The 22,714-nt window shown below is 68.2% G+C and carries 19 protein-coding genes; 13 read left to right on the forward strand and 6 right to left on the reverse strand.

Annotated elements, in window-relative coordinates; all coding sequences use genetic code 11:
- Positions 1–40: 40 nt before the first annotated feature.
- Genes O6P37_RS10695 through O6P37_RS10710 form a run of 4 tightly spaced genes read right to left on the reverse strand, consistent with a single transcriptional unit; the run spans position 41 to position 4,995 of the window.
- Entirely contained in the window at positions 41–643 is a 603-nt protein-coding gene (locus tag O6P37_RS10695) for a hypothetical protein (RefSeq protein ID WP_269894025.1), read from the reverse strand.
- Positions 643–3,900, reverse strand: a complete 3,258-nt coding sequence (locus O6P37_RS10700; RefSeq protein WP_269894026.1) for a WXG100-like domain-containing protein — start codon at positions 3,898–3,900, stop codon at positions 643–645. Before O6P37_RS10700 ends, O6P37_RS10695 begins: the two co-directional genes overlap by 1 nt.
- Before the next feature lie 2 nt (positions 3,901–3,902).
- On the reverse strand, positions 3,903–4,205 hold the full coding sequence (locus O6P37_RS10705; RefSeq protein WP_408633141.1) for a WXG100 family type VII secretion target: 303 nt from the start codon (positions 4,203–4,205) through the stop codon (positions 3,903–3,905).
- Positions 4,195–4,995, reverse strand: coding sequence for a WXG100 family type VII secretion target (locus tag O6P37_RS10710; RefSeq protein WP_269894027.1), 801 nt, complete (start codon positions 4,993–4,995; stop codon positions 4,195–4,197). The genes O6P37_RS10705 and O6P37_RS10710 overlap by 11 nt, the downstream gene beginning before the upstream one ends.
- A gap of 167 nt (positions 4,996–5,162) precedes the next feature.
- Here O6P37_RS10710 and O6P37_RS10715 point away from each other — a divergent pair, with 167 nt between their 5' ends.
- From O6P37_RS10715 to O6P37_RS10750, 8 genes are all read left to right on the forward strand, one after another.
- Entirely contained in the window at positions 5,163–5,792 is a 630-nt protein-coding gene (locus O6P37_RS10715) for a dTMP kinase (RefSeq protein WP_269894028.1), read from the forward strand.
- Between the two features lie 50 nt (positions 5,793–5,842).
- Positions 5,843–6,529, forward strand: a complete 687-nt coding sequence (gene mtrA / locus O6P37_RS10720) for a two-component system response regulator MtrA (protein WP_264015934.1) — start codon at positions 5,843–5,845, stop codon at positions 6,527–6,529.
- Positions 6,530–6,551: 22 nt separating this feature from the next.
- A complete protein-coding gene (mtrB, locus tag O6P37_RS10725) occupies positions 6,552–8,201 on the forward strand; it encodes an MtrAB system histidine kinase MtrB (protein ID WP_269894029.1) in 1,650 nt (549 codons plus the stop codon).
- Positions 8,202–8,209: 8 nt separating this feature from the next.
- Positions 8,210–9,958 carry an MtrAB system accessory lipoprotein LpqB gene (gene lpqB, locus O6P37_RS10730; protein WP_408633151.1) on the forward strand — a complete coding sequence of 583 codons (1,749 nt, stop codon included), beginning with the start codon at positions 8,210–8,212 and terminating at the stop codon, positions 9,956–9,958.
- 89 nt (positions 9,959–10,047) lie between these two features.
- Positions 10,048–10,521 (forward strand): hypothetical protein, encoded by a 474-nt coding sequence (locus tag O6P37_RS10735; RefSeq protein ID WP_269894031.1) that lies wholly within the window; start codon positions 10,048–10,050, stop codon positions 10,519–10,521.
- On the forward strand, positions 10,511–11,086 hold the full coding sequence (locus tag O6P37_RS10740; RefSeq protein ID WP_269894032.1) for a DUF6529 family protein: 576 nt from the start codon (positions 10,511–10,513) through the stop codon (positions 11,084–11,086). Before O6P37_RS10735 ends, O6P37_RS10740 begins: the two co-directional genes overlap by 11 nt.
- Before the next feature lie 17 nt (positions 11,087–11,103).
- Positions 11,104–11,550 carry a QcrA and Rieske domain-containing protein gene (locus tag O6P37_RS10745; RefSeq protein ID WP_269894033.1) on the forward strand — a complete coding sequence of 149 codons (447 nt, stop codon included), beginning with the start codon at positions 11,104–11,106 and terminating at the stop codon, positions 11,548–11,550.
- Between the two features lie 171 nt (positions 11,551–11,721).
- Positions 11,722–12,777 carry a substrate-binding domain-containing protein gene (locus O6P37_RS10750; RefSeq protein WP_269894034.1) on the forward strand — a complete coding sequence of 352 codons (1,056 nt, stop codon included), beginning with the start codon at positions 11,722–11,724 and terminating at the stop codon, positions 12,775–12,777.
- A gap of 27 nt (positions 12,778–12,804) precedes the next feature.
- On the opposite strand, the gene O6P37_RS10755 is transcribed toward O6P37_RS10750, so the two are convergent.
- A complete protein-coding gene (locus tag O6P37_RS10755; RefSeq protein WP_269894035.1) occupies positions 12,805–14,115 on the reverse strand; it encodes a DUF2252 domain-containing protein in 1,311 nt (436 codons plus the stop codon).
- 94 nt (positions 14,116–14,209) lie between these two features.
- On the opposite strand from O6P37_RS10755, the gene O6P37_RS10760 reads away from it, so the two are divergent.
- From O6P37_RS10760 to secA, 3 genes are all read left to right on the forward strand, one after another.
- On the forward strand, positions 14,210–14,839 hold the full coding sequence (locus tag O6P37_RS10760; protein WP_269894036.1) for a ComF family protein: 630 nt from the start codon (positions 14,210–14,212) through the stop codon (positions 14,837–14,839).
- Positions 14,840–15,170: 331 nt separating this feature from the next.
- The gene (gene hpf, locus O6P37_RS10765) at positions 15,171–15,809 is read left to right on the forward strand and encodes a ribosome hibernation-promoting factor, HPF/YfiA family (protein ID WP_269894173.1); all 639 of its coding nucleotides are present in this window, start codon (positions 15,171–15,173) and stop codon (positions 15,807–15,809) included.
- A 156-nt stretch (positions 15,810–15,965) separates the two neighbouring features.
- Positions 15,966–18,824 carry a preprotein translocase subunit SecA gene (gene secA, locus O6P37_RS10770; protein ID WP_269894037.1) on the forward strand — a complete coding sequence of 953 codons (2,859 nt, stop codon included), beginning with the start codon at positions 15,966–15,968 and terminating at the stop codon, positions 18,822–18,824.
- A gap of 4 nt (positions 18,825–18,828) precedes the next feature.
- Here secA and O6P37_RS10775 read toward each other — a convergent pair whose 3' ends face one another.
- Positions 18,829–19,320: an Rv3235 family protein gene (locus O6P37_RS10775; RefSeq protein WP_269894038.1), complete on the reverse strand. Its 492-nt coding sequence runs from the start codon at positions 19,318–19,320 to the stop codon at positions 18,829–18,831.
- A 174-nt stretch (positions 19,321–19,494) separates the two neighbouring features.
- Here O6P37_RS10775 and O6P37_RS10780 point away from each other — a divergent pair, with 174 nt between their 5' ends.
- Positions 19,495–20,904: a WS/DGAT/MGAT family O-acyltransferase gene (locus tag O6P37_RS10780; RefSeq protein WP_269894039.1), complete on the forward strand. Its 1,410-nt coding sequence runs from the start codon at positions 19,495–19,497 to the stop codon at positions 20,902–20,904.
- A gap of 61 nt (positions 20,905–20,965) precedes the next feature.
- Complete coding sequence (locus O6P37_RS10785; protein ID WP_269894040.1) at positions 20,966–22,705, forward strand: BCCT family transporter; 1,740 nt, start codon at positions 20,966–20,968, stop codon at positions 22,703–22,705.
- The last annotated feature ends 9 nt before the right edge of the window (positions 22,706–22,714 follow it).

The raw sequence follows: 22,714 nt of genomic DNA on the forward strand, positions 1-22,714 counted from the left end.
CGCTCCGGACCGTCCGGCAAATCACTCACAAAACCCTGTGCTACGTAATCACCAGATCCGACGGAAGATTGGTCGCGGCAATGAAGTGCTCGATCGTTGAAGCGTTGTCACCGGGGCCGGAGGGGTCGACAGACAGGGTGACTGTCTCACCTCGGCGATCTATCCCCGATAGGAAGACAGTCTCACCAGTGATCAGTCGCAGGACGAGGAGTTGTTGCTCGGGATCAGAATCGCCGACAGGCCGAAACCCTTTCTGCAACAGATCAGTAATCTCTCGGACTGAAGCCTGTAATCGTGCAACTGGCACAGTTTGGCCGAAGGCTTCCCGCGATTCCGCGGAGTCGAGGTTGCGGAAGCTCGGTTCGGGCCAGGGTCGCCGAGCGTCGAGTTCCGTGGCGACCGCCCGTAAAAAGTCTGCGAGTTGAATCTGACTAAATTGCGGGAGTTGATCGCCGCCGTCGAGGATCTCGCCCGATGCCAACGAATCCTCTATTGCCTGGTAGTAGGCATGCGGTCCCAGATCCAGCGCTTCATAGCGCACTGCGTTATCCGCGACCCATCGCACGAATTCTTCAGTGATCTCCTCTGTGAAGGAAAGACTGTGGAGAATTTCATCAATCGCGAAGCGCCAGTCATTGGTCATCAGATAGTTCCCGGACGAGCGGTCAACTGCACACTCGAAGCATCGAGACGGATTCCCTGGCTCGCGAGTTGATCGAGCACCTGCTGTGTAAGCGCCAGGCCAGGTTGATAATGACCGCTGCAGTCGCTGAGCAATTCGATCCTTCCGTTCTTTACAACTAGTTCACCGGCTCCTGCGACCGGCGCTCCGGCGAGAAAACTTGAGTGATGGAAGACCCTGAATTTCTGAAAGGTCGACGCGTAAAGATTGCCGTGCGCGTCCATTACGAAGATCGCACGACCGCCGTGATTGGGGCCGAAAGCCGAGACGCCCTTGGAAGTGTCGAAGGGCTTACCGCTCGAGTCATAGACTATGCCATCGCGGATGGTTATTCGCCGAGCTTCTCGAGCCGCTTCGTCGAGGTACGTCACCCCTGGTGAACCCAGGGGGCCTCCCGGATATTGCTCGCCTACGTACTTCGGCAGGATTCCACCAGTGTTCGGATACGGGGTTTCGCGCACCAACGGCGGCGGAACCTCGTCGGGAGGAATATTGGGCGCTTTAATGTTGTCGCGGTCGGACTGGTAGCGATCGCTGACATCGCGGGAATCGGGCGGCGTGGCGGCGTCAGCGGGCTTGTCGGGCGGTGGCGTCGAGCTTGGAGCTTTGGGGTCGCCGGCGGCGCTGGAAGCTCCGTACACGAGCTGCGGCGCATCAACGTTGTTGGTCCCCGGCGCAGTGCTTCCTGACGGATCAAACGGCGGCCGGTGGCGTCCATCACTGAGAACGGGCGACTCACGATGCGGTGCACCTGGCACTCTGTCCGCTGGCGAGCGCGGAGGCGGTGTCGAGGCGGAATTTATAGGCGCGGTTGGTGAATTCCCCGCCGAGGGCCCTGCGGCGCCTGGCTGTTGCGCCCGAGGGCTTTCCGGTGTTGCGGCGCGCGGGCCTGTCCCGTCCAAGTTACGCGTTGATGCATCCGGCGCCCCGGACTTCGGAGCCGCCGGCGACCCGTCGGCGGCACCCGGTGACGACCCGGACCCGTGTGACCCCACAGGCGTACCGAATCCGCCCATCCCGACCGGCATCACTCCCGCAGGCTCGTGCCGCTTCGCGTCGCTCTCACCCGCTGCATGCGCAGGCTCTCGCGTCTGGTCACCGTCTCCAGTGCGTTCGGGACCGCTCGGCTGTTCCACTGCCGGCGAACTGGTCGGTTGCTGCTCGGCGGGCGTGTGCGTGCGCTCATCGGGTCGCGCGGTGTGCTCGTCGGAGCCAGGCCGGTGACCCTCACTCGGCGCGTCGTTGCCCCCTGGCTGCTGCGCCGAATTCTCGCCTACGCCCGTGCCACCCCCGTGTTGTTCAGGCGCGTGTCCGCCGGCGGGAGCATCCGGAGCCGCCGGCGTATGGCCGGTCGGTGAACCCGTGTCGGACGGCGATGGACCTGCCTCCGATTGACCCGTCGGACCCGACGATTCGGGTGCCTGCGGAGTCGCCGGCGGCGTCGGGTCACCCGGGGACGGCGCCTGGTTGGGTGCCGCCGGTGGCGAGTCAGCAGAATTCGGCCCCGGCGATGCGGGCGACTGCGGAGGCGGCCCCTCCGCGCGACCCGGGCCGGCGTCCGACGGACCGGGCGTGCGCTCCGGCGGGTCCGGTGGCGGCGGGGGACCGCTGCCACCGCCATCCCCGTGATTCTCGCGACCACCGGGGACACCCGTCGGCGACGGCGGATCTGGCGGCCCGGCCGGCGCTTCGACTCCCCGCGGGCTCGCCTGGGGCGCGTCGATAGCGTTGGGTGGCACCGGACCGATCACCGAGTCGGGGATTCCGCCCGGTCGGACCTCGGGAACGTCTGGCACCCGGGACCCGCCCCCGGTGAGGTCCTCGAGACTTCCCAGTCCCTGCGGTCCCGCGCCCGGCAGGTCATCAAATGAAGGCGAATTCGAATCACCGAACTGTCGGCGGGCCGCGTTGATGCCTTTGGCCACGGTGCCGGTCTTCGAGAGCGCTCCGCCGGGAGGCAAGAACAACGACGCGACGTTGAACCCGGCTTCGCCGATGCCGCGCGCCGGATTGTCGCCGGTCAGCTTGTCGTAGGCGACGAATTCCTTGAGTGACGCGAGGGCCACGTCGTCGGCTTTCGTGGGATCTTGAATGACCGACCAGGCTGTTTGAGCCATGCCCTGCCACACCGCGGGATCGGCCATCGACACGGTTCCAGCCACCGTGTTGACCAACCCCGTCGTCACGCCGAGCGAAAGGTCGGTATGAATCTTGATGAACTCTGAGAGTGCGCCACCTACTTGGTCGCCGAGCGACTCTCTCAGTGTCTTGTCGGCCAAGCTTTGGAATGCTTCGGTGACCTCTGTGAGCAATTCGGTGAATTCCCCTAGAAGGCCGGCGATACCGCGAACCTGGTCGACGAAATTCTCGAGCACACTTTGGACGTCGCGCGCGACCTCCTTGATGATCTCTTCTGCCTCGCCGGTGAAGATGCCAGTCACCGTGTCGATGAAGCCGTCGACCGACAGCAGCCTGTCGAGCAGTCGGCGGATGGCGTCCTGCGTTTCCTGCACCGTGTTGGCGAAATCGCCTACCAAGGTTCCAAGCTTCGAGGCCAACGTGGCCAAACCCGTTGCCGCTCCGCCAAGTTTGTCGAGCGCCGTACCGATCTTCTCGCCCTCAGGGATTTTCTGCGTGGACACGGTGGTCTTGACCCCGTGCACTTCGCCTTCGAAGACCGAGAAGCCTTCGGCGAGATTGCGCCACTGCTCGGCGGTGACGCGCAACATCGCCGGGTTCCCCGATGGCCATGTCAGCGCCAGGCCCACGAATGGCGCGATCACCCACCATTTGGCCGGGGGAAACACCGCGGCCAAGCTCGGACCGGTGGTCGCATCGGCAGGCGCCGTCTCGCCGGGCGCCTCGCCTACTCCGCCGGCGGGTCCCGATCCGCCTACGGTCGACGAGGCGTCGGCGTTCTTGTAGTTGTGTCCCGACGCCTCCAGCTTGTAGCCCACGAACTTGAACGCGTTCGCGCCCTTGGCCAGCGCGTCGGCGAATTCCTGTGCCTTATCGCCGTATTCCAGCCCGAAGTCGAATCCGGCCGGATCGAGACCGGACGCAATGCCGCTCGACAGCAGCGGCCGCAGCACATTCATCAACGCGTCCAACTGCGTCCCGAGCAGTCCTAGACGTTGACCCGCACGGATCAGCACCTCGGGATCCACCTCGATGCGGATGTCTCCGACACCTTGCGAGTGGCCGCTTTCTGAGGGCACTGCTAGGGCCACATCTCACTGTTGTTGGCCACTGCATCGGCGTAGTTGGTACGCGCCGTGTCGACGATCTTCTGCAACTGCGTCAAAGCCTCTTGCATCTGTTTGGCGCCTTCGGTCCACAGCCGGTGCGACTCAGCCTGAGCCTCCGACGCCTCCCCATGCCAGGTCGCCCGCAACGCGGCCATTGCCCGGTCGATGTCATCTAGGCACTCGGTGACCTCGTTCCCGAAGCTGGCGATGTGCACGGCGGCCGCTCTCAGCTGCCCGAGGTCCGCCACAAGCGGGGCGCCGCCGCTACCCGGCACCGGAACGCCTCGAGACACCCGTCGGGACAACGGCCGTCGGCGGCGGCTGCGGCACGGCGTCTACCGGAGCGCTCGATGACGCCCGACCGGCAGGCCCGTCCGCCCCGGCGGGCTGCTCGGTCGCTTCGTCACCGTCGCGATCCTCGGGATCATCGGTCCGTTCCTCCGAGGACTCGCGATCGTCGTCCTGCTTGTCTGCGTCGTCCTTCTCATCGGCTTGCGCGGCCTGTTGCGCCAACGCCGTCACGGCCTGCGCGATCCCGGCGGCGGCCTGCGCCAGACCGGCGGCCAGTTGCCCTGTCGCCTGCCCGAGCGCCTGTCCGGCCTGCGCCGCCGGCTGCCCGAGGTTCATCATCTCGGCCATCGCGCCGGTGCCACCCTGACCGCTCGGGACACCATCACCCGCACTCTGGCCGGCCGGCGCCGCCGCACCGGGCGCACTGGGGCTGCCACTCGGTGCCCCGCCGCCTGGTGCGCCGCCGGTCGGCTGGAACGACGAATCAACGGATTCAGCGGCCTGCTGATCGGTGGCGGCGTACTGCGCACCCGCGGCCTTGAGCGACTCCGACATGGACTGGAGCCCGCGGACCACCTGGCCCGCGCCGTTGTGCCACTTGTCCCACTCGGCCGTGTAGGCCGTCGCGGCGCCGCCCTTCCAGCCCTTCGCCAACAGCTCGTCGACCGACAGGTCAACGGCCGACAGCCCGTCCTGCAGGCGCTGTCCGGCGTCCGCCAGGCGTGCGGCCGCCGATTCCAGCTCCGAGACGACGACCTCTACCGATCCCCCCACCCGGCGAACCCCCAGTCACTCGACGGCCGGCTCCCATACGCCCGCCACAGCTTCCTCTCAGCTGCTACATGGCCGGATGAAAGCTTATCGACGGTCAGAGGGGGTCGAATGCACCAGTTACGCTCGCCGGTGGGCAGGAGCGGAGCGACCCGGGAGAAGCGAACAGCGTGCTCATCGCGATCGAGGGAGTGGACGGCGCGGGGAAGAACACGCTGACCACCGGGCTGCGGGCGTCCTTCGAGTCCTCCGGACGCTCGGTTGCCACCCTGGCCTTCCCGCGGTATCACCGGTCGGTCACCGCCGACCTCGCCGCGGAGGCACTGCACGGTGCACACGGCGACCTCGCCCAGTCGGTGCACGCGATGGCCGTGCTGTTCGCCCTCGACCGCGCCGACGCCCGCGACGAGATCGGGCACCTGAGCGCGGCCTACGACGTCGTCATCCTCGACCGGTACGTCGCCTCCAACGCCGCCTACAGCGCTGCCCGGCTCAGCCAGGGCGCCGACGGCGAGGTCGTGGAGTGGGTCCGCAGCCTCGAATACGACCGTCTCCGCCTGGTGGTGCCCGACTGGCAGCTGCTGCTCGACGTGCCGGTGGAACTGGCCGCCGCCCGCGCCGATCGGCGGGCCGAACAGGACGCCGCCCGTGCGAAGGACATCTACGAGCGCGACGGGGGGCTGCAGTCCCGCACCGCCGCGGTCTACCGGGAGCTGGCTGCCCGTGACTGGAGCGGGCCGTGGCGCAGCGTAGGTCCCGACGTCGTCCCGGCACAGCTGGCAGCCGACCTGGGACGTTAGCCGACTCGCGGGTGCGCGCTAGCAGTGTTTTGTCGCGATCTGGTGACACCATGGACACCATGAGGCAAAGGATCCTGGTCGTCGATGACGACCCATCGCTGGCCGAAATGCTCACCATCGTCCTGCGCGGAGAAGGCTTCGACACCGCGGTGGTCGGTGACGGCACGCAGGCTCTCACCGCGGTCCGCGAGCTGCGGCCCGATCTCGTGCTGCTGGATCTCATGTTGCCCGGCATGAACGGCATCGACGTCTGCCGGGTCCTGCGCGCCGACTCCGGCGTGCCCATCGTCATGCTGACCGCCAAGACCGACACCGTCGACGTGGTGCTCGGGCTCGAGTCGGGCGCCGACGACTACGTGATGAAGCCGTTCAAGCCCAAGGAACTCGTCGCCCGGGTGCGTGCCCGGTTGCGCCGCAACGACGACGAACCCGCGGAGCTGCTGTCCATCGCCGATGTCGACATCGACGTGCCTGCCCACAAGGTCACCAGGATGGGCGAACAGATCTCGCTGACGCCGCTGGAGTTCGACCTGCTGGTGGCGCTGGCACGCAAACCGCGCCAGGTGTTTACTCGAGATGTGCTGCTCGAACAGGTGTGGGGATACCGTCACCCCGCTGACACCCGTTTGGTGAACGTGCATGTCCAGCGGCTGCGGGCCAAGGTCGAGAAGGACCCGGAGAATCCGCAGGTGGTGTTGACCGTTCGAGGAGTGGGATACAAGGCCGGACCTCCGTGACCGTGGCCGCCCGGGCGGCGCCGTGATCTGGAGTTCGCGACGCCGCATCCACCGACGGTCGGCACCGCTGCTGCGCGGCCTCGGCACCCTGGGCCGCGCGCTCGGGCTGGCATGGCGCCGGTCGCTGCAGCTGCGGGTCGTCTCGCTCACGCTCGGGCTGTCGCTCGCGGTCATCCTCGTCCTGGGCTTCGTGCTCACCAGTCAGATCACCGACCGCATCCTCGAGGTTAAGGTCAAGGCCGCCACCGAGGAGATCGAGCGCGCCCGCAACACCGTCAGCGGCATCGTGGGCGGCGAGGAGAGCCGCTCGCTGGACAGCAGCCTGCAGTTGGCCCGCAACACCCTCATCGACCGCAAGGCCGAAGCGGGCGCCGGCCTCGGCGGTCCGTTCGACGCCGTGCTCGTGGTCCCGGGCGACGGGCCGCGCGCCGCGACCGCCGCTGGGCCGGTGCAGCAGGTGCCCGAGGCGCTGCGCGACTTCGTCCAGGCCGGTCAGGTCAGCTACCAGTACGCCACCGTCACCACCGAAGGCTTTTCCGGACCTGCGCTCATCGTCGGCAGCCCGACGTCGTCGCCGGTGACCAATCTGGAGCTCTACCTGATCTTCCCGCTGAGCAACGAGGAGAGCACCATCGCGCTGGTGCGCGGCACCATGGCCACCGGCGGCGTGGTGCTGCTCGGCCTGCTGGCCGCGATTGCGCTGCTGGTGGCCCGTCAGATCGTGCTGCCGGTGCGGTCGGCGTCGCGGATCGCCGAACGGTTCGCCGAAGGCCACTTGACCGAGCGGATGCCGGTGCGTGGCGAGGACGACATGGCTCGGCTGGCGGTGTCCTTCAACGACATGGCGGAGAGCCTGTCGCGGCAGATCACCCAGCTCGAGGAGTTCGGCAACCTGCAGCGCCGCTTCACCTCAGACGTCAGCCACGAGCTGCGCACGCCCCTGACGACGGTGCGGATGGCCGCCGACCTGATCTACGACCACAGCGAGGATCTCGATCCGGCGCTGCGCCGCTCCACCGAGCTGATGGTCAACGAGCTCGACCGCTTCGAGACGCTGCTGAACGACCTGCTCGAGATCTCCCGCCACGACGCCGGCGTCGCCGAGCTGTCGGTGGAGGCGGTCGACCTGCGCGACACCGTGCAGAGCGCGCTGGACAACGTCGGGCACCTCGCGCAGGACGCCGACGTCGAGCTCATCGTCGACGTGCCCGGCGAAGAGGTGATCGCCGAGGTGGATCCCCGCCGCGCGGAACGCATCCTGCGGAACCTGATCGCCAACGCCATCGACCACGCCGAGCGCAAGCCGGTGCGCATCCGGATGGCCGCCGACGAGGACACCGTCGCCGTCACGGTGCGCGACTACGGCGTCGGGCTGCGCCCCGGTGAGGAGAAGCTGGTGTTCAGCCGGTTCTGGCGGTCTGATCCGTCGCGGGTGCGCCGCTCGGGTGGCACCGGGCTGGGCCTGGCGATCAGCATCGAGGACGCCCGGCTGCACCAGGGCCGGCTGGAGGCATGGGGCGAGCCCGGCAAGGGAGCCTGCTTCCGCCTGACGCTGCCGCTGGTCCGCGGCCACAAGGTGACGACGAGTCCGTTGCCGCTCAAGCCCACCCGGCCCGACCGGGCGCCGCGACGCGGTGCGGTGGAGCGCGAACCGGCGGGGGAGAGCGTGTGAGGCGGATCCTGACCGCGGCATGGCTGATGCTGTTCGCGGTCGCCATCGTGGGGTGTGCCGGGGTGCCGAGTTCGTCGGCGCCGCAGGCGATCGGGACGGTCGAGCGGCCGGCGCCGCCCAGCCTGCCCACACCGACACCCAACATGGATCCCGACGTGTTGCTGCGCGAGTTCCTGAAGGCCACCGCGGATCCGGCCAACCGGCACCTCGCGGCCCGGCAGTTCCTCACCGAGTCGGCGTCGCAGGACTGGGACGACGCCGGCAGCGCGCTGCTGATCGACCGGGTGGTGTTCGTCGAGACTCGCCGGCCCGACCGCGTCTCGGTCAGCATGCGCGCCGACATCCTCGGATCGCTCTCGGACATGGGTGTTTTCGAGACCGCGGACGGCGCGCTGCCCGACCCCGGCCCCATCGAGTTGCTCAAGACCCCGGGCGGCTGGCGGATCGACAAGCTCCCCAACGGTGTGTTCCTGGACTGGCAGCAGTTCCAGGCCACCTACAAGCGCAGCACGCTGTACTTCGCCGACCCCACCGGCGCCACCGTGGTGCCCGACCCCCGCTATGTCGCGGTGTCCGATCCCGACCAGTTGGCCACCGAACTGATCTCCAAGCTCATCGCCGGACCCCGGCCGGAGATGGCGAACACCGTGCGCAACCTGCTCGGCGCACCGCTGAAGCTGCGAAGCCCGGTGACCCGCGCCGACGGCGGCAAGACCGGCATCGGCCGTGGCTACGGCGGCGCCCGGGTGGACCTGGAGAATCTGTCGACCACCGATCCGCACAGCAGGCAACTCCTTGCCGCACAGATCATCTGGACACTGTCGCGGGCCGGGATCAACGGCCCCTACGTGCTCAGCGCCGACGGCGCACCCCTGGACGACCGGTTCGCCGACGGCTGGGAGACCTCGGACGTGGCGGCCACCGATCCGGGCGCCTTCCCCGGCGCGGCGGCCGGGCTGCACGCACTGGTCAACGGCTCGCTGGTGTCGCTCGACGGGCAGCGGGCGCCACGAATCGCAGGCTCGTTCGGGCAGGCGCCCAACCAGACCTCGGCCGCGGTGTCGCGCAGCGGACAGGACGCCGCGTCGGTGGTGGTGCTGCGTCCGGGCGCGCCGGACATGTTGTCCTCGTTGTGGATCGGACCGCTGGGTGGGGCGGCCGGCCAGGCGCTCGAGGCACGGAGCCTGACTCGGCCGAGCTGGTCGCTGGACAACGCGGTGTGGGTGGTGGTCGACGGCAACAACGTGGTCCGCGTGATCCGGGATGCTTCCGGCCAGCCTGCCCGCATCCCCGTCGACGTGGCGCCCGTGGCCACGAAGTTCCCCGGCCCGATCAGCGAGCTGCAGCTCTCCCGCGACGGGACGCGCGCGGCGATGGTGATCGAGGGTCAGGTGATCCTGGCCGGCGTGGAGCAGACCCCCACCGGCCAGTTCCTGCTGAACTACCCGCGTCGCCTCGGCTTCGGCCTCGGGAACACCGTGGTCTCCCTGTCCTGGCGCACCGGTGACGACATCGTGGTCAGCCGGCGCGATCCGCAGCACCCGGTCTCGTACGTGAACCTCGACGGCGTCAACTCCGACGGACCGAGCCGCAACCTGCTGATGCCGGTCACCACCGTGGCCGCCAACCCGTCCACGGTGTACGTCTCCGACCAGCGCGGGGTGCTGCAACTCTCGAGCGCTGCCGAGGGCGACCCGGCATGGTCGGAGGTGCGGCCGTTGATGAATGCCGGCGCCATCCCGGTGCTGCCCGGCTGATCTGCCGTTGAACCCTTCTCGGCCCTGTCCCGTTGAGCACAGCGAATGTGTCGCTCAAAGGCGGCATCGGCGTACGGAAGGGTCAAGAGATGAAGGTGACGGGTCCGGTCGCGACCTTGGGAGCGGTTGCCGCTCTGGGCGCGGGGTTGCTCCTGGTCAACGTGTCGAAGGAGGAGTCGCCCGCACCTCCGGTTTCGGCGTCGGTCACCGCGTCGGTCGCGGCCCCGTCCGCGCCGGCATCGCCGCCGCCCGCGCCACCCCGTCGGGCGTTCCCGGCCACGGCTGACTACGCCGGCGAGATCCCGACCCGCAGTGGTGTTCTCACCCTCGACATCACGGTGGACGGCCCGAAGGCGGTCGCCTATGCGTGCGACGTCAACACGATCGAGACGTGGCTCGAGGGCAGCGCCACCGACGGGACGGTGACGCTGTCGAACAGGGACCGCACGAGCCGCCTGGAGGGTCGCCTCGAAGGGTCCGCCGTGGTGGGCACGTTGCGGATCGGCGAGGAGACGTGGGAGTTCACCGCGGCCCGGGTGGGAGGCGCCGCCGATGACTACTGAGACGGGAATCGGCGCCCCTGGCACGGGCAGGTCGTCGGGTGGCGTGCCCGTGCTGATCGCTGTCGCAGTCGGCGCGCTGGTCGCAGTGGCACTCGGTGTCTTCGGCAGAACGCATCAGCCGCAATTCTTCTCGGTCAGCATCGCGGGCTTCTCCAGCGGGACGGCGGTGAAGTCCTGGCTGGCGACCCTGGCGGTACTCCTCGGTGTGTTCCAGCTCGGATCGGCGTTCGCGATGTACCGGTTGATTCCGGGCGGGCGGGCGCCGTCGTGGATCGCTGCGGCGCATGTCTGGTCAGGACGGCTGGCGGTACTGGCCAGCGTCCCCGTCGCCGTGCACTGCCTGTACGCCCTCGGATTCCAGTCGTCGGACAGCAGGGTTCTCCTGCACTCGCTGTTCGGTTGCCTCTTCTATGGCGTATTCGTGACGAAGATGCTGTTGCTCACCCGCAAGGGCCTCCCCGGGTGGATCATCCCTATCGTCGGCGGATTGGTGTTCTTCGGGCTCGTCTACGTGTGGCTCACCTCGGCGCTGTGGTTCTTCCAGACCACCGGCGTGACGTTCTGAACGGAAGGTCTCGACAGATGTTCCTCCACGACATCCTGCTGTCTCGCCAGAAGCTCATCGCCGCTGCCGGACTCGGTCTGGCGGCCACCGTGCTCAGTGCGTGTGCGACATACGGCAAGGAGCCAACGCCGGGCGAGGCACCGGCCCCCAACCCCGAGCCGGACGCCCCAGGTGCGCCGCCGACCGTGCAGGGCATCGCGAACACTGCCGACATACCGGTCGGATCCGGTCTCATCGTGGACGGCGTCGTGGTGACGCAGCCGTCCGAAGGGGTGTTCGCTGGGTTCTCCGCGGTGTGTACCCATGCGGGATGCACCGTGTCGGAGGTCGTCGACGGCACCATCGTCTGCCCCTGCCACGGAAGCAGATTCAACCTGGACGGGTCGGTCGCGAACGGCCCCGCCTCTCGGCCGTTGGACACCAGAGCGGTCTCCGTCCGGGGTGACTCGATCGTCCTCGGCTGACCGTGTGCGCAGTGTCGCGCTGACTCGCCGAGCGCCGGTGTTCGGGCGGGGGGCCGCGAAACAGCCCGGTTCGGGCGTCGACTTGCTTGACTGGCACGCACGCCACGTCTCACGCCGCCGGACCTCGGTGGTGACCCGTTCGACACGGGCGGGCGTCACGAAGGAGTGGGAATGCGGGACAGGCGAATGGCTCTTCTGGTGGCGCTCGGCGTCGCCGCGACCGCGATCGTGGGGTGTGGCTCGGGCGGTGACGGTGGCGACGACGCCGGCAGCAGCAGTGCTCCGGCCGACGACGCCGGCCAGGACCCGAAGGACATGACGATGGTCAACGTCGTCAAGATCAAGGGCATCCCGTGGTTCGACCGCATGGCCGAGGGCGACGCGAGTTTCGCCGCCCGCACCGGTGTCCAGACCCGCCAGGAGGGTGCGGACGACACCAGTCCGGAGAAGCAGCGCCAGATCATCGCGGAGCTGATCCCCCAGAAGCCGACGGCCATCACCGTGGTGCCCAACTCACCCGAGGCGCTCCACGCGGTGCTCGGGCAGGCCCGCGGGCAGGGCATCAAGGTGGTCTCGCACGAGGCCACCGGTATCCAGAACGTCGACATCGACATCGAGGCGTTCGACAACGCCGCCTTCGGCGAGAGGATCATGCAGAACCTCGCCCAATGTATGGGTGAGCGAGGCGAATACGTCCAGTTCATCGGCGAGCCGACGGCGAAGACACACATGCAGTGGGTCACTGCCGCGCACGATCTGCAGGTCGCCGAGTTCCCGGACATGGCGCGGGTGGGAGACCCGATCGAGAGTGCCGACGACGAGCAGATCGCCTACGACAAGGCCAAACAGCTGCTGGCGCAGAATCCGGGCATCAAGGGCTTCCAGGGCTCGGCGGCGAACGACGTGCCCGGCATCGCCAGGGCCGTCCGGGAAGCCGGTCGGCAGAACCAGATCTGCGTGATGGGTACCTCGGTTCCGTCCTCGGCCGCCGAGCAGCTCGCCGACGGTTCCGTCGACAAGATCTTCTTCTGGGATCCTGCCCTCGCCGGTGAGGCGCAGCTGCAGATCGCCCTGATGCTGGCACAGGGCCGGCCGATCGAGGCGGGCACCGATCTGGGAATACCCGGGTACGAGTCGCTGACCAAGATGGACGGCTACGACAACGTATACGTCGGTGACGCGTCCCTGGAGGCCGATGCGAAAACCGTGTCGCAGTACGACTTCTGACGAGGAGGGGCAGCGCGGACGACGCCGTCAGGACGAGCTGATGCCGGGAATCCGCCCCTCGCGGAACGCCTCCACGAAATGCCGGTGATCGTCGCGGGCCACCGCGCCGTACTCGAGGCCGAACGTCACCAGGTCGTCGACGAACTCGTCGAGGTGGTCACCGATGACCGCGTCGATGGCCTCCTCGGTCTGGAAGTCGACCAGCGACTGGTCGCTGTCGGTGTCACCCACGCAGTGCACCTTCGCCACCGCCCGGCCCAACTGTTCGACGACCTCGCCCAGCTCATCGGGTTCCGTCAGCTCACTCCAGTCGAGATCGGCTTCGTACGGCGACAATTCACTGACCACGAAACCCTTCCCATCGAGGTCGGTGTAGCCGAGCAGCGGGTCGGCATGGGCCTGTAGCGCGCGCTGCGACACCGCGGTGCGGTGCCCGTGATGGATGAAGTAGTCGTGCACCCGGCTGTCGGTGAGGACACGGCTCGGCGCGGCGACGTTGCCCTGCTTGACCGAGAGCACGGCATCGTTGTCGAGCGCCTGGTTGAAGCCTTCGATCAGCACGGTGTACGTCGGCAGCCCCGCACTGCCGATGCCGTGACCGCTCTTCCCGACCACGTCCTTGATGTCGTACGTGATGCCCTGGAACCGCTTGGTGCGCGGGATCGTCTGCAGATAGCGCTCGAAGGCCGACTCGATCTTGGCGCGCTCACCGTCGCCCAGGCGGCGCACCCCGGCAGTCTCGCGGAACTGCCGGTCCCACTTGTCGACGCGGGTGATGCGGTCGAGCATCTCGGAGCGCGTCGAGAGGCGGGCGCTCTGCAAGGTGTAGAGCACGGCGCCACGAGCGGTGGTCAGGTTCAGCGAGAAGCTCGAGTCGTCGTCCTCGTCGAGGAACCATTTGATCTGGTCGGCGTAGGCGCGGGCGAAGGTGTCGATCAGTTTGGAGATCTCCTCGTCCGACAGGGCCTTCTGCCAGCACATCAGCGCGACGCTGGCCGCGAACCGCTTCAAATCCCAGGTGAAGTGCCCGACGTAGGCCTCGTCGAAGTCGTTGACGTCGAAGATCAATACGCCGGACCCGTCCATGTACGTGCCGAAGTTCTCGGCGTGCAGGTCGCCCTGGATCCACACCTGGCTGGTGCGCTCATCGGCCCACCTGTCGTCACGGGCGGCCACGTCGGCGTAGAACAGGCACGCGCTGCCGCGGTAGAACGCGAACGGTTCGGCCGCCATCTTCCGGAACTTCGTGCGAAAGGCGTCCGGATCGGCGTCCATGAGTTCCTTGAACGCCTTCACGAGGCAGTCGACGATGAACGACTCACGTTCGTCTTGCGGCATGGTCCCAGTACAGCGCGTGCGGAACCCGGGCGTGCGGTTGTCAGTGAACTGCCCGGCAGCCGGGGCTGTCGGTCCCGGGCGGGACACTGCCCTCATGCTCGACCTGGTGCTGCCGCTGGAGTGCGGTGGCTGCGGTGCACCGTCCACCCGCTGGTGCGCGCGGTGCGCGGTCGACCTGCGGGTGCCACCCGATGCCCCGCACCTGATCACCCCTCGCGTCGACCCGGGCGTGCCGGTGTTCACGCTCGGCCGCTACGTCGGCGCCCGCCGGCAGGCCGTCGTCGCCGTCAAGGAGCGCGGCCGCGCCGACCTCGTCGCGCCGCTGGGCGGTGCGTTGTCGACGGGGCTCGGGCAGCTGCTGCGGTGGGGGATCGTCGAAGCGCCGGTCACCGTCGTCCCGGCCCCTACCCGTCGAACGGCCGCACGCCGCCGCGGCGGTGATCCGGTCACCCGGATCGGGCAGGTCGCGGTCGCCGGACGTCCCGGTGTCGACCTCGTCCAGGCGCTGCGACTCACAGCGTGGACCCGGGACTCGGTCGGGCTGTCGGGATCCGACCGGGCGCGCAACATCGCCGGTCGGGTGCGGCTGCTGCGGCCCGTCACCGGAGCGGTGGTCCTCGTCGACGACATCGTGACCACGGGCGCCACGGCCGCCGAGTCGACCCGCGTGCTGCAGGAGGCGGGCGCCCACGTGCTCGCCGTGCTCGCGCTGGCGCACGCCTGACGGGCGGGCCGGATCACCCCTGGGTCAACCCAGCGTGAAGAACTGAAAACACATGCGCGAAATGACTGGCACGACCGGGTGAACAACGACTACCGTCGCAAACAACCACCCGTGAACACCTTCACGGCGGCGCTCAGCAGTCAGCGCCACTTCGCCGCACCACGGTAGGAGGTGAGTAGTCGACACCTTGCGCCGCTGGTCGCGGAAGAAATCTCTGCAAACCCCTCTCCTGCGGCGCGAATCGTGACCCACCCGGCACGCACTGCGTGCGACGCGCGAGAGAAACGAGTTGCCAAGTATGTCAATTCAATCCGTGGAATCAGACCGAACGATGGTGGTCGAGGAGGACCAGCCGGCCCCAGAGCCGAAGGCCGACGTCAACCTCACCGGCCGCAACGTTGAGATCCCCGATCACTTCCGCGTCTACGTCGCCGAGAAACTCGAGCGACTGGAGCGATTCGACCGCAGCATCTACCTCTTCGACGTCGAACTCGACCACGAGAAGAACCGCCGCCAGCGAAAGAACTGCCAGCACGTGGAGATCACCGCCCGCGGCCGTGGGCCAGTGGTGCGCGGTGAGGCGTGCGCGGACAGCTTCTACGCCGCCTTCGAAGGCGCCGTGAGCAAGCTCGAGAACCGGCTGCGCCGCAGCAAGGACCGCCGCAAGATCCACTACGGGGACAAGCGCCCGGTGTCGGTGGCCGAGGCCACCGCATTCGCCGCCGCCATGGACCCGCCCCAGTCCGCCGCCGAACCGGTGTCCGACGGCGCGCCGGTCGACGATCACGAACCCGGCCGCATCGTGCGCACCAAGGAACACCCCGCCAAACCCATGACCGTCGACGACGCGCTCTACGAGATGGAGCTCGTCGGCCACGACTTCTTCCTGTTCCACGACAAGGACAGCGACCGCGCGTGCGTCGTCTACCGCAGGCACGCCTACGACTACGGCTTGATCCGGCTGGCCTGAGCCGCCGCGGCCTGATCGCCGGGAACCCCGTGACGCCGACGGTGTCGCGGGGTTCTCGGCGTTGTTTCGGCGTCCAAGAGGTCGCGGAGGGTCGAGCTCTCAGTCGCGACCTCTACCATGGACTCCGTCTGATACGTCAACCCACAGGGGAAATCCGTGCTCGATAAGTTGCTCCGTCTCGGTGAAGGCCGCATGGTCAAGCGCCTGAAGAAGGTGGCTGACTATGTCAACACCTTGTCCGACGACGTCGAGAAGCTGTCTGACGCCGAGCTGCGGGCCAAGACCGACGAGTTCAGGAAGCGCATCGCCGACGGCGAGGACCTCGACGACCTGCTGCCCGAGGCGTTCGCCGTGGCCCGCGAGGCGGCGTGGCGGGTGCTCAGCCAGCGGCACTTCGACGTGCAGGTGATGGGTGGCGCCGCGCTGCACTTCGGCAACGTCGCCGAGATGAAGACCGGTGAGGGCAAGACGCTGACCTGTGTGCTGCCCGCCTACCTCAACGCGCTGTCCGGCAAGGGCGTGCACGTCGTCACGGTGAACGACTACCTGGCCAAACGCGACGCCGAGTGGATGGGCCGGGTGCACCGCTTCCTGGGGCTCGACGTCGGCGTCATCCTTTCCGGGCTCACCCCTGATGAACGCAGGGCGGCGTATTCCGCCGACATCACCTACGGCACCAACAACGAGTTCGGCTTCGACTACCTGCGCGACAACATGGCCCACTCGCTCGAGGACCTGGTGCAGCGCGGTCACAACTTCGCCGTGGTCGACGAGGTCGACTCCATCCTGATCGACGAGGCCCGCACGCCGCTGATCATCTCCGGCCCGGCCGACGGCGCCTCGAACTGGTACCCGGAGTTCGCCCGCCTGGTCCCGCTGATGGAGAAGGACGTCCACTACGAAGTCGACCTGCGCAAGCGGACGGTCGGCGTGCACGAGCTCGGGGTGGAGTTCGTCGAGGACCAGCTCGGTATCGAGAACCTCTACGAGGCCGCCAACTCGCCGCTGGTCAGCTACCTGAACAACGCGCTGAAGGCCAAGGAGCTGTTCCAGCGCGACAAGGACTACATCGTCCGCAACGGCGAGGTGCTCATCGTCGACGAGTTCACCGGCCGCGTCCTGCTCGGCCGCCGCTACAACGAGGGCATGCACCAGGCGATCGAGGCCAAGGAGCAGGTCGAGATCAAGGCCGAGAACCAGACGCTGGCCACCATCACGCTGCAGAACTACTTCCGGCTCTACGACAGGCTCTCCGGCATGACCGGCACCGCCCAGACCGAGGCTGCCGAGCTGCACGAGATCTACAAGTTGGGCGTGGTCTCGATCCCGACGAACCGGTCGATGATCCGCCAGGACCAGTCGGATCTGATCTACAAGACCGAAGAGGCGAAGTACATCGCCGTCGTCGACGACGTCTCCGAGCGCTACGAGAAGGGCCAGCCGGTCCTGATCGGCACCACCAGCGTCGAGCGCTCGGAGTACCTGTCGCGCCAGTTCACCAAGCGCAAGATCCCGCACAACGTGCTCAACGCCAAGTACCACGAGCAGGAGGCCGGCATCATCGCCGAGGCCGGCCGGCTCGGCGCGATCACCGTGGCCACCAACATGGCCGGTCGCGGCACCGACATCGTGCTCGGCGGCAACGTCGACTTCCTCGCCGACAAGCGGCTGCGTGAACAGGGTCTCGACCCGGTCGAGACGCCCGACGAGTACGAAGCGGCGTGGGAGGCGACGCTGCAGCAGGTCAAGGAAGAACACGTCGAGGAGTCCAAGGACGTCATCGAAGTCGGCGGGCTGTACGTGCTGGGCACTGAGCGCCACGAGTCGCGCCGCATCGACAACCAGCTGCGCGGCCGCTCCGGCCGTCAGGGCGACCCGGGCGAGTCCCGGTTCTACCTGTCGCTGGGCGACGAGCTGATGCGGCGGTTCAACGGTGAGACGCTGGAGGCGCTGCTCAACCGGCTGAACCTGCCCGACGACGTGCCGATCGAGGCCAAGATGGTCAGCCGCGCCATCAAGAGCGCCCAGACGCAGGTGGAGCAGCAGAACTTCGAGGTCCGCAAGAACGTCCTCAAGTACGACGAGGTGATGAACCAGCAGCGCAAGGTCATCTACCGGGAACGTCGCCTCATCCTGGAGGGCGAGAACCTGCAGGACCAGGCCCACCAGATGCTCGTCGACGTCATCACCGCCTACGTCGACGGTGCGACCGCCGAGGGCTACGCCGAGGACTGGGACCTGGAGAAGCTGTGGGAGGCGCTCAAGACGCTCTACCCGGTCGGCATCGACCATCACGACCTGCTCGACTCCGACGCGGTCGGTGAGCCCGGCGAGCTGACCCGTGAGGAACTGCTCGACGCGCTCGTGGCCGACGCCGAACGTGCCTACGCCGAGCGGGAGAAACAACTCGAGGAGATGGCCGGCGAGGGCGCGATGCGTCAGCTGGAGCGCAACGTGTTGCTCAACGTCATCGACCGCAAGTGGCGCGAGCACCTCTACGAGATGGACTACCTGCGCGAGGGCATCGGCCTGCGCGCGATGGCCCAGCGCGACCCGGTGGTCGAGTACCAGCGCGAGGGCTACGACATGTTCAAAGGCATGCTCGACGCGCTGAAGGAGGAGTCGGTCGGCTTCCTGTTCAACGTCACCGTCGAGGCCGCCCCCGCGCCCGCCGTCGCACCGGTTGCGGCGCCGAGCGGTCTGGCCGATTTCGCCAAGGCCGCCGCGGCCCAGGCGCAGGAGCGCGGCGCAGGCGAGGGCGGCGTGGCCACCAAGGAGCGGCCGCCGGCACCGGCGTTGCGCGCCAAGGGGATCGACAACGACGCGCCACCGCTGACCTACGTCGGCCCGGCGGAGGACGGCTCGGCCGAGGTGCAGCGGTCCAACGGCGGCGCGCGGCATGCCGCGTCGGCCGGCGGCGCAGGCGGAGGCGGCGGCACCCGACGGGAACGCCGTGAGGCGGCCCGTCAGCAGGCCAAGGGCGCCAAGGCGCCGCGCTCACGCCGTCGCGGCTGAGCCCTCATCCGATCTGCAGGGCGACCAGCTGCCAGCGGTCGGGTCCGACGAGTTCGACGCGCCCGGCGATGGCGCGCACCCGCTCGCCGCGGGTGTAGGTGGCGAACACCTCGGCCGCCGTCGAGCCGGAACCGGCTGCCCGCAGGCGGACCCGGCGCAGCCGGGCCGGAGCAGCGTGCCGCAGCCGGGCGTGCGTGACCACCGTGGCGAGTAGCGGCGGCGCCAGCAGAGCCCGCAACTGCGCGGCCGGGCGGCGCCGGTCGATCACCTCCAGCACGCGGCGCAGCGCGGCATCGGCGAACAGCGCCGCGGGCTGCGGCGCAACGGGCGCGGCGGCCGGTGCGGGCCGCAGCGGCCGGGGAGTCCGCCGGTGCAACGCGGCGGGTGACGGCGGCGGGCACGGCCCGGTGACGGGTGCGGGCGCCGGCTCGTAGTCGATGACCGGTGAGGTGAATGAGCCGCGGGCGGCGGGGGAACGGGTGGTGTGAGAGGGCATGACGGACTCTCCTGAATGCTCGACGTCGGATCGGCATCTGCTGGAGAGTCGCAGACCTGTCCATGGTCGCATGGTTCGCACCAGGCTGGATGCACCCGTGCTGCGAAGGCACAGATCGGCCGGATACGGTGGCGGTGACCGAGCAGCGACGGCCGAAGAGGGGGATAGCGCCGAATGGTGACGAGGCTGTCGGCGCCCGACGCGACGTTCTTCCACCTGGAGAACACGGCCACCCCGATGTACGTCGGTTCGCTGTCGATCCTGCGCCGGCCCCGCAACGGGTTGAGCTACGAGAGTCTGCTGGCCACGGTCGAACAGCGGCTGCCGCAGATCCCGAGATACCGGCAGAAGGTCCGCGAGGTCACCCTCGGCCTGGCCCGGCCGGTCTGGGTCGACGACCCCGACTTCGACATCACCTACCACATCAGGCGTTCGGCGCTGCCGTCGCCGGGCAGCGACGCCCAGTTGCACGACCTGGTCGCGCGCCTGGGTTCGCGCCCACTCGACAAGACGCGGCCACTCTGGGAGATGTACCTGGTCGAGGGCCTGACCAAGAACCGCGTCGCGATCTACACGAAGTCCCACCAGGCCCTGGTGAACGGGATGACCGCACTCGAGATCGGTCACGTGATCGTCGACCGGACGCAGAAGGCGCCCGAGTTCGGCGAGGACATCTGGATTCCGGCCCGCGAACCGAGTGACCGCCGACTGCTGCTCGGTGCGGTGGGGGAATGGGTCACCCGGCCGACGGCGCAGCTGGGAGCGGTGCGCGACGCGGTCACCGAGGTGGCGACCAACGCCGGGCAACTCGTCGAGATGGGCCGCCGGTTCGCCGACGTGGCGCGCACCGTCGCCCGCGGCACCGCGCCGAACAGCCCGTTGAACACCCGGGTCTCCCGCAACCGCCGCTTCACCGTGGCCAGCCACGAGCTGGAGGACTACAGGCGGATGCGCGCCAGGTACGAGTGCAACATCAACGACATCCTGCTCGCCGTGGTCGCCGGCGCACTGCGCAACTGGCTGCTGTCCCGGGGGGAACCCGTCGGCCCCACCACGACGGTGCGCGCGATGGCCCCCATGTCGGTCTATCCGGACGCCGAGATCGACTCAACCGGCCCGGGGCAGGCGATCAGCGAGGTGGCCCCGTTCCTGGTCGATCTTCCCGTCGGCGAGGGCAACGCCGTGGTGCGGCTGTCCCAGATCTCACACGCCACTGAAACGCACCCGACGGCGGCCAGCCTGGTGGACGCCCGCACCATCGTCACGCTGTCGGGGTTCGCGCCGCCGACGCTGCACGCCATGGGTATCCGCGTTGCGACGACGTTCTCGGCGCGGCAGTACAACCTGCTCATCACCAACGTGCCCGGAGCGCAGAAGCAGATGTACGTGGCGGGCACCAAGCTGCTCGAGACCTATGCCGTTCCGCCGTTGCTGCACAACCAGACGCTGTCGATCGGGGTGACCTCGTACAACGGCATGCTCTACTTCGGCATCAACGCCGACCGGGATGCGATGAGCGACGTCGACGTGCTCCCCGGTTTGCTGCGCGAGTCCCTCGATGAACTGTTGGGAGCCTCGCGGTAACCAGTTCGTAGCCTCCCGGGGAGTTGACGTGGCGGCACCGAGGGTTTCTGATGAATTCACCATGACAATCAGCCCCGAGAAGAAGAAGTCCGAACGCGCGCGGCGGACGGTCGACCACGCGCTGCGGTCGCCCACCGGCGGTGCCATCCCGCACCCGATCCTCGACGTGCAGATCGATGAGGAGGCGCAGGCCAGGCGGATCGGCATCGACTGGGTGGTGTTCGGCGTCACCGCCGCGCTGGCCATCGGCTTCCTGGTGTGGGGCGGGGTCAGCACCGCGACGCTGGCCGACGCCTCCAGCGGTGCGCTGAACTGGGTGCTGACCAACGTCGGCTGGTTCTTCGTGCTGACCGCGTCGGGGTTCGTGCTGTTCGTCCTGTGGCTGGCGGTCAGCCGCTTCGGCAACATCCCGCTCGGCCGCGACGACGAGGAACCCGAGTTCCGCACCGTGTCGTGGATCGCCATGATGTTCAGCGCAGGCATGGGCATCGGGCTGATGTTCTACGGCGTCGCCGAACCGTTGACGCACTTCGTCACCCCGCCCCCGGGCACGGGCGCACCGGGCAACCAGGAGGCCGCGCAGACCGCGATGGCCACCACCCTCTTCCACTGGACGCTGCATCCCTGGGCCATCTACGCCGTCGTCGGCCTCGCGATCGCCTACGGCGTGTACCGCAAGGGCCGGTTCCAGCTCATCAGCGCCGCGTTCGAGCCGTTGATCGGAGCGCGCGCCAACGGCGGCTGGGGCAAGGTCATCGACATGCTGGCGATCTTCGCCACGCTGTTCGGCTCGGCCGCCTCACTGGGCCTGGGCGCGCTGCAGATCAGCAAGGGTCTGCAGATCGTCGCGGGCATCGGCGAGACCGGCAACGCCGTGCTCATCGGCATCATCGCCGTGCTGACCGCGGCGTTCGTGCTCTCGGCGGTGTCGGGCGTGGCCAAGGGCATCCAGTGGCTGTCCAACATCAACATGGTGCTCGCCCTGGTGCTGGCGCTGTTCGTGTTCATCGTCGGCCCGACGGTGTTCATCCTCAACCTCATCCCGACATCGGTCGGCAGCTACTTCCAGGAACTGGCCATGATGTCGGCGCGCACCGGCGCCGAGGGCGGCGAGGTGAACGCGTGGCTGGGCTCGTGGACGGTGTTCTACTGGGCGTGGTGGCTGTCCTGGACACCGTTCGTCGGGATGTTCATCGCCCGCATCTCGCGCGGCCGGACCATCCGCCAGTTCGTCGCAGGCGTGCTGCTCGTGCCCAGCGTGGTCTCGCTGGTCTGGTTCTGCATCTTCGGCGGCGCCGCGATCCGGGAACAGCAGGAGGGCGTCGACGTGGTCGGCGACGGCAGCTCGGAGAGCCAGCTGTTCGGGCTGCTCGAGCAGTACCCGCTGGCCACCGTCGCCAGCGTGCTGGTGATGATCCTGGTCGCCATCTTCTTCGTCTCGGGCGCCGACGCCGCGTCGATCGTGATGGGGTCGCTGTCCGAGCGCGGCTGCATCGAGCCGTCCCGCAAGACCGTGGTGTTCTGGGGGGTGGCCACCGGAGCGGTGGCGGCGGTGATGCTCATCCTGGGCGGCTCGGACGCGCTGACCGGGTTGCAGACCATCACGATCATCGCGGCGGTGCCCTTCGTCGTGGTGATGGTGCTGCTGTGTGTCGCACTGGTCAAGGACCTGCGCCGGGACCCGATGATGGTGCGCAAGCAGTACGCCGAGGAAGCGGTGGAGGAGGCGGTCGTGCACGGTGTCACCGAACACGGCGACGACTTCATCATCTCCGTCGAGAGGGATCCGTCGAAGACATAGCTAGTGTCG

This window comes from Mycobacterium hippophais (assembly GCF_027529605.1).
GTDB lineage: Bacteria > Actinomycetota > Actinomycetes > Mycobacteriales > Mycobacteriaceae > Mycobacterium > Mycobacterium arseniciresistens.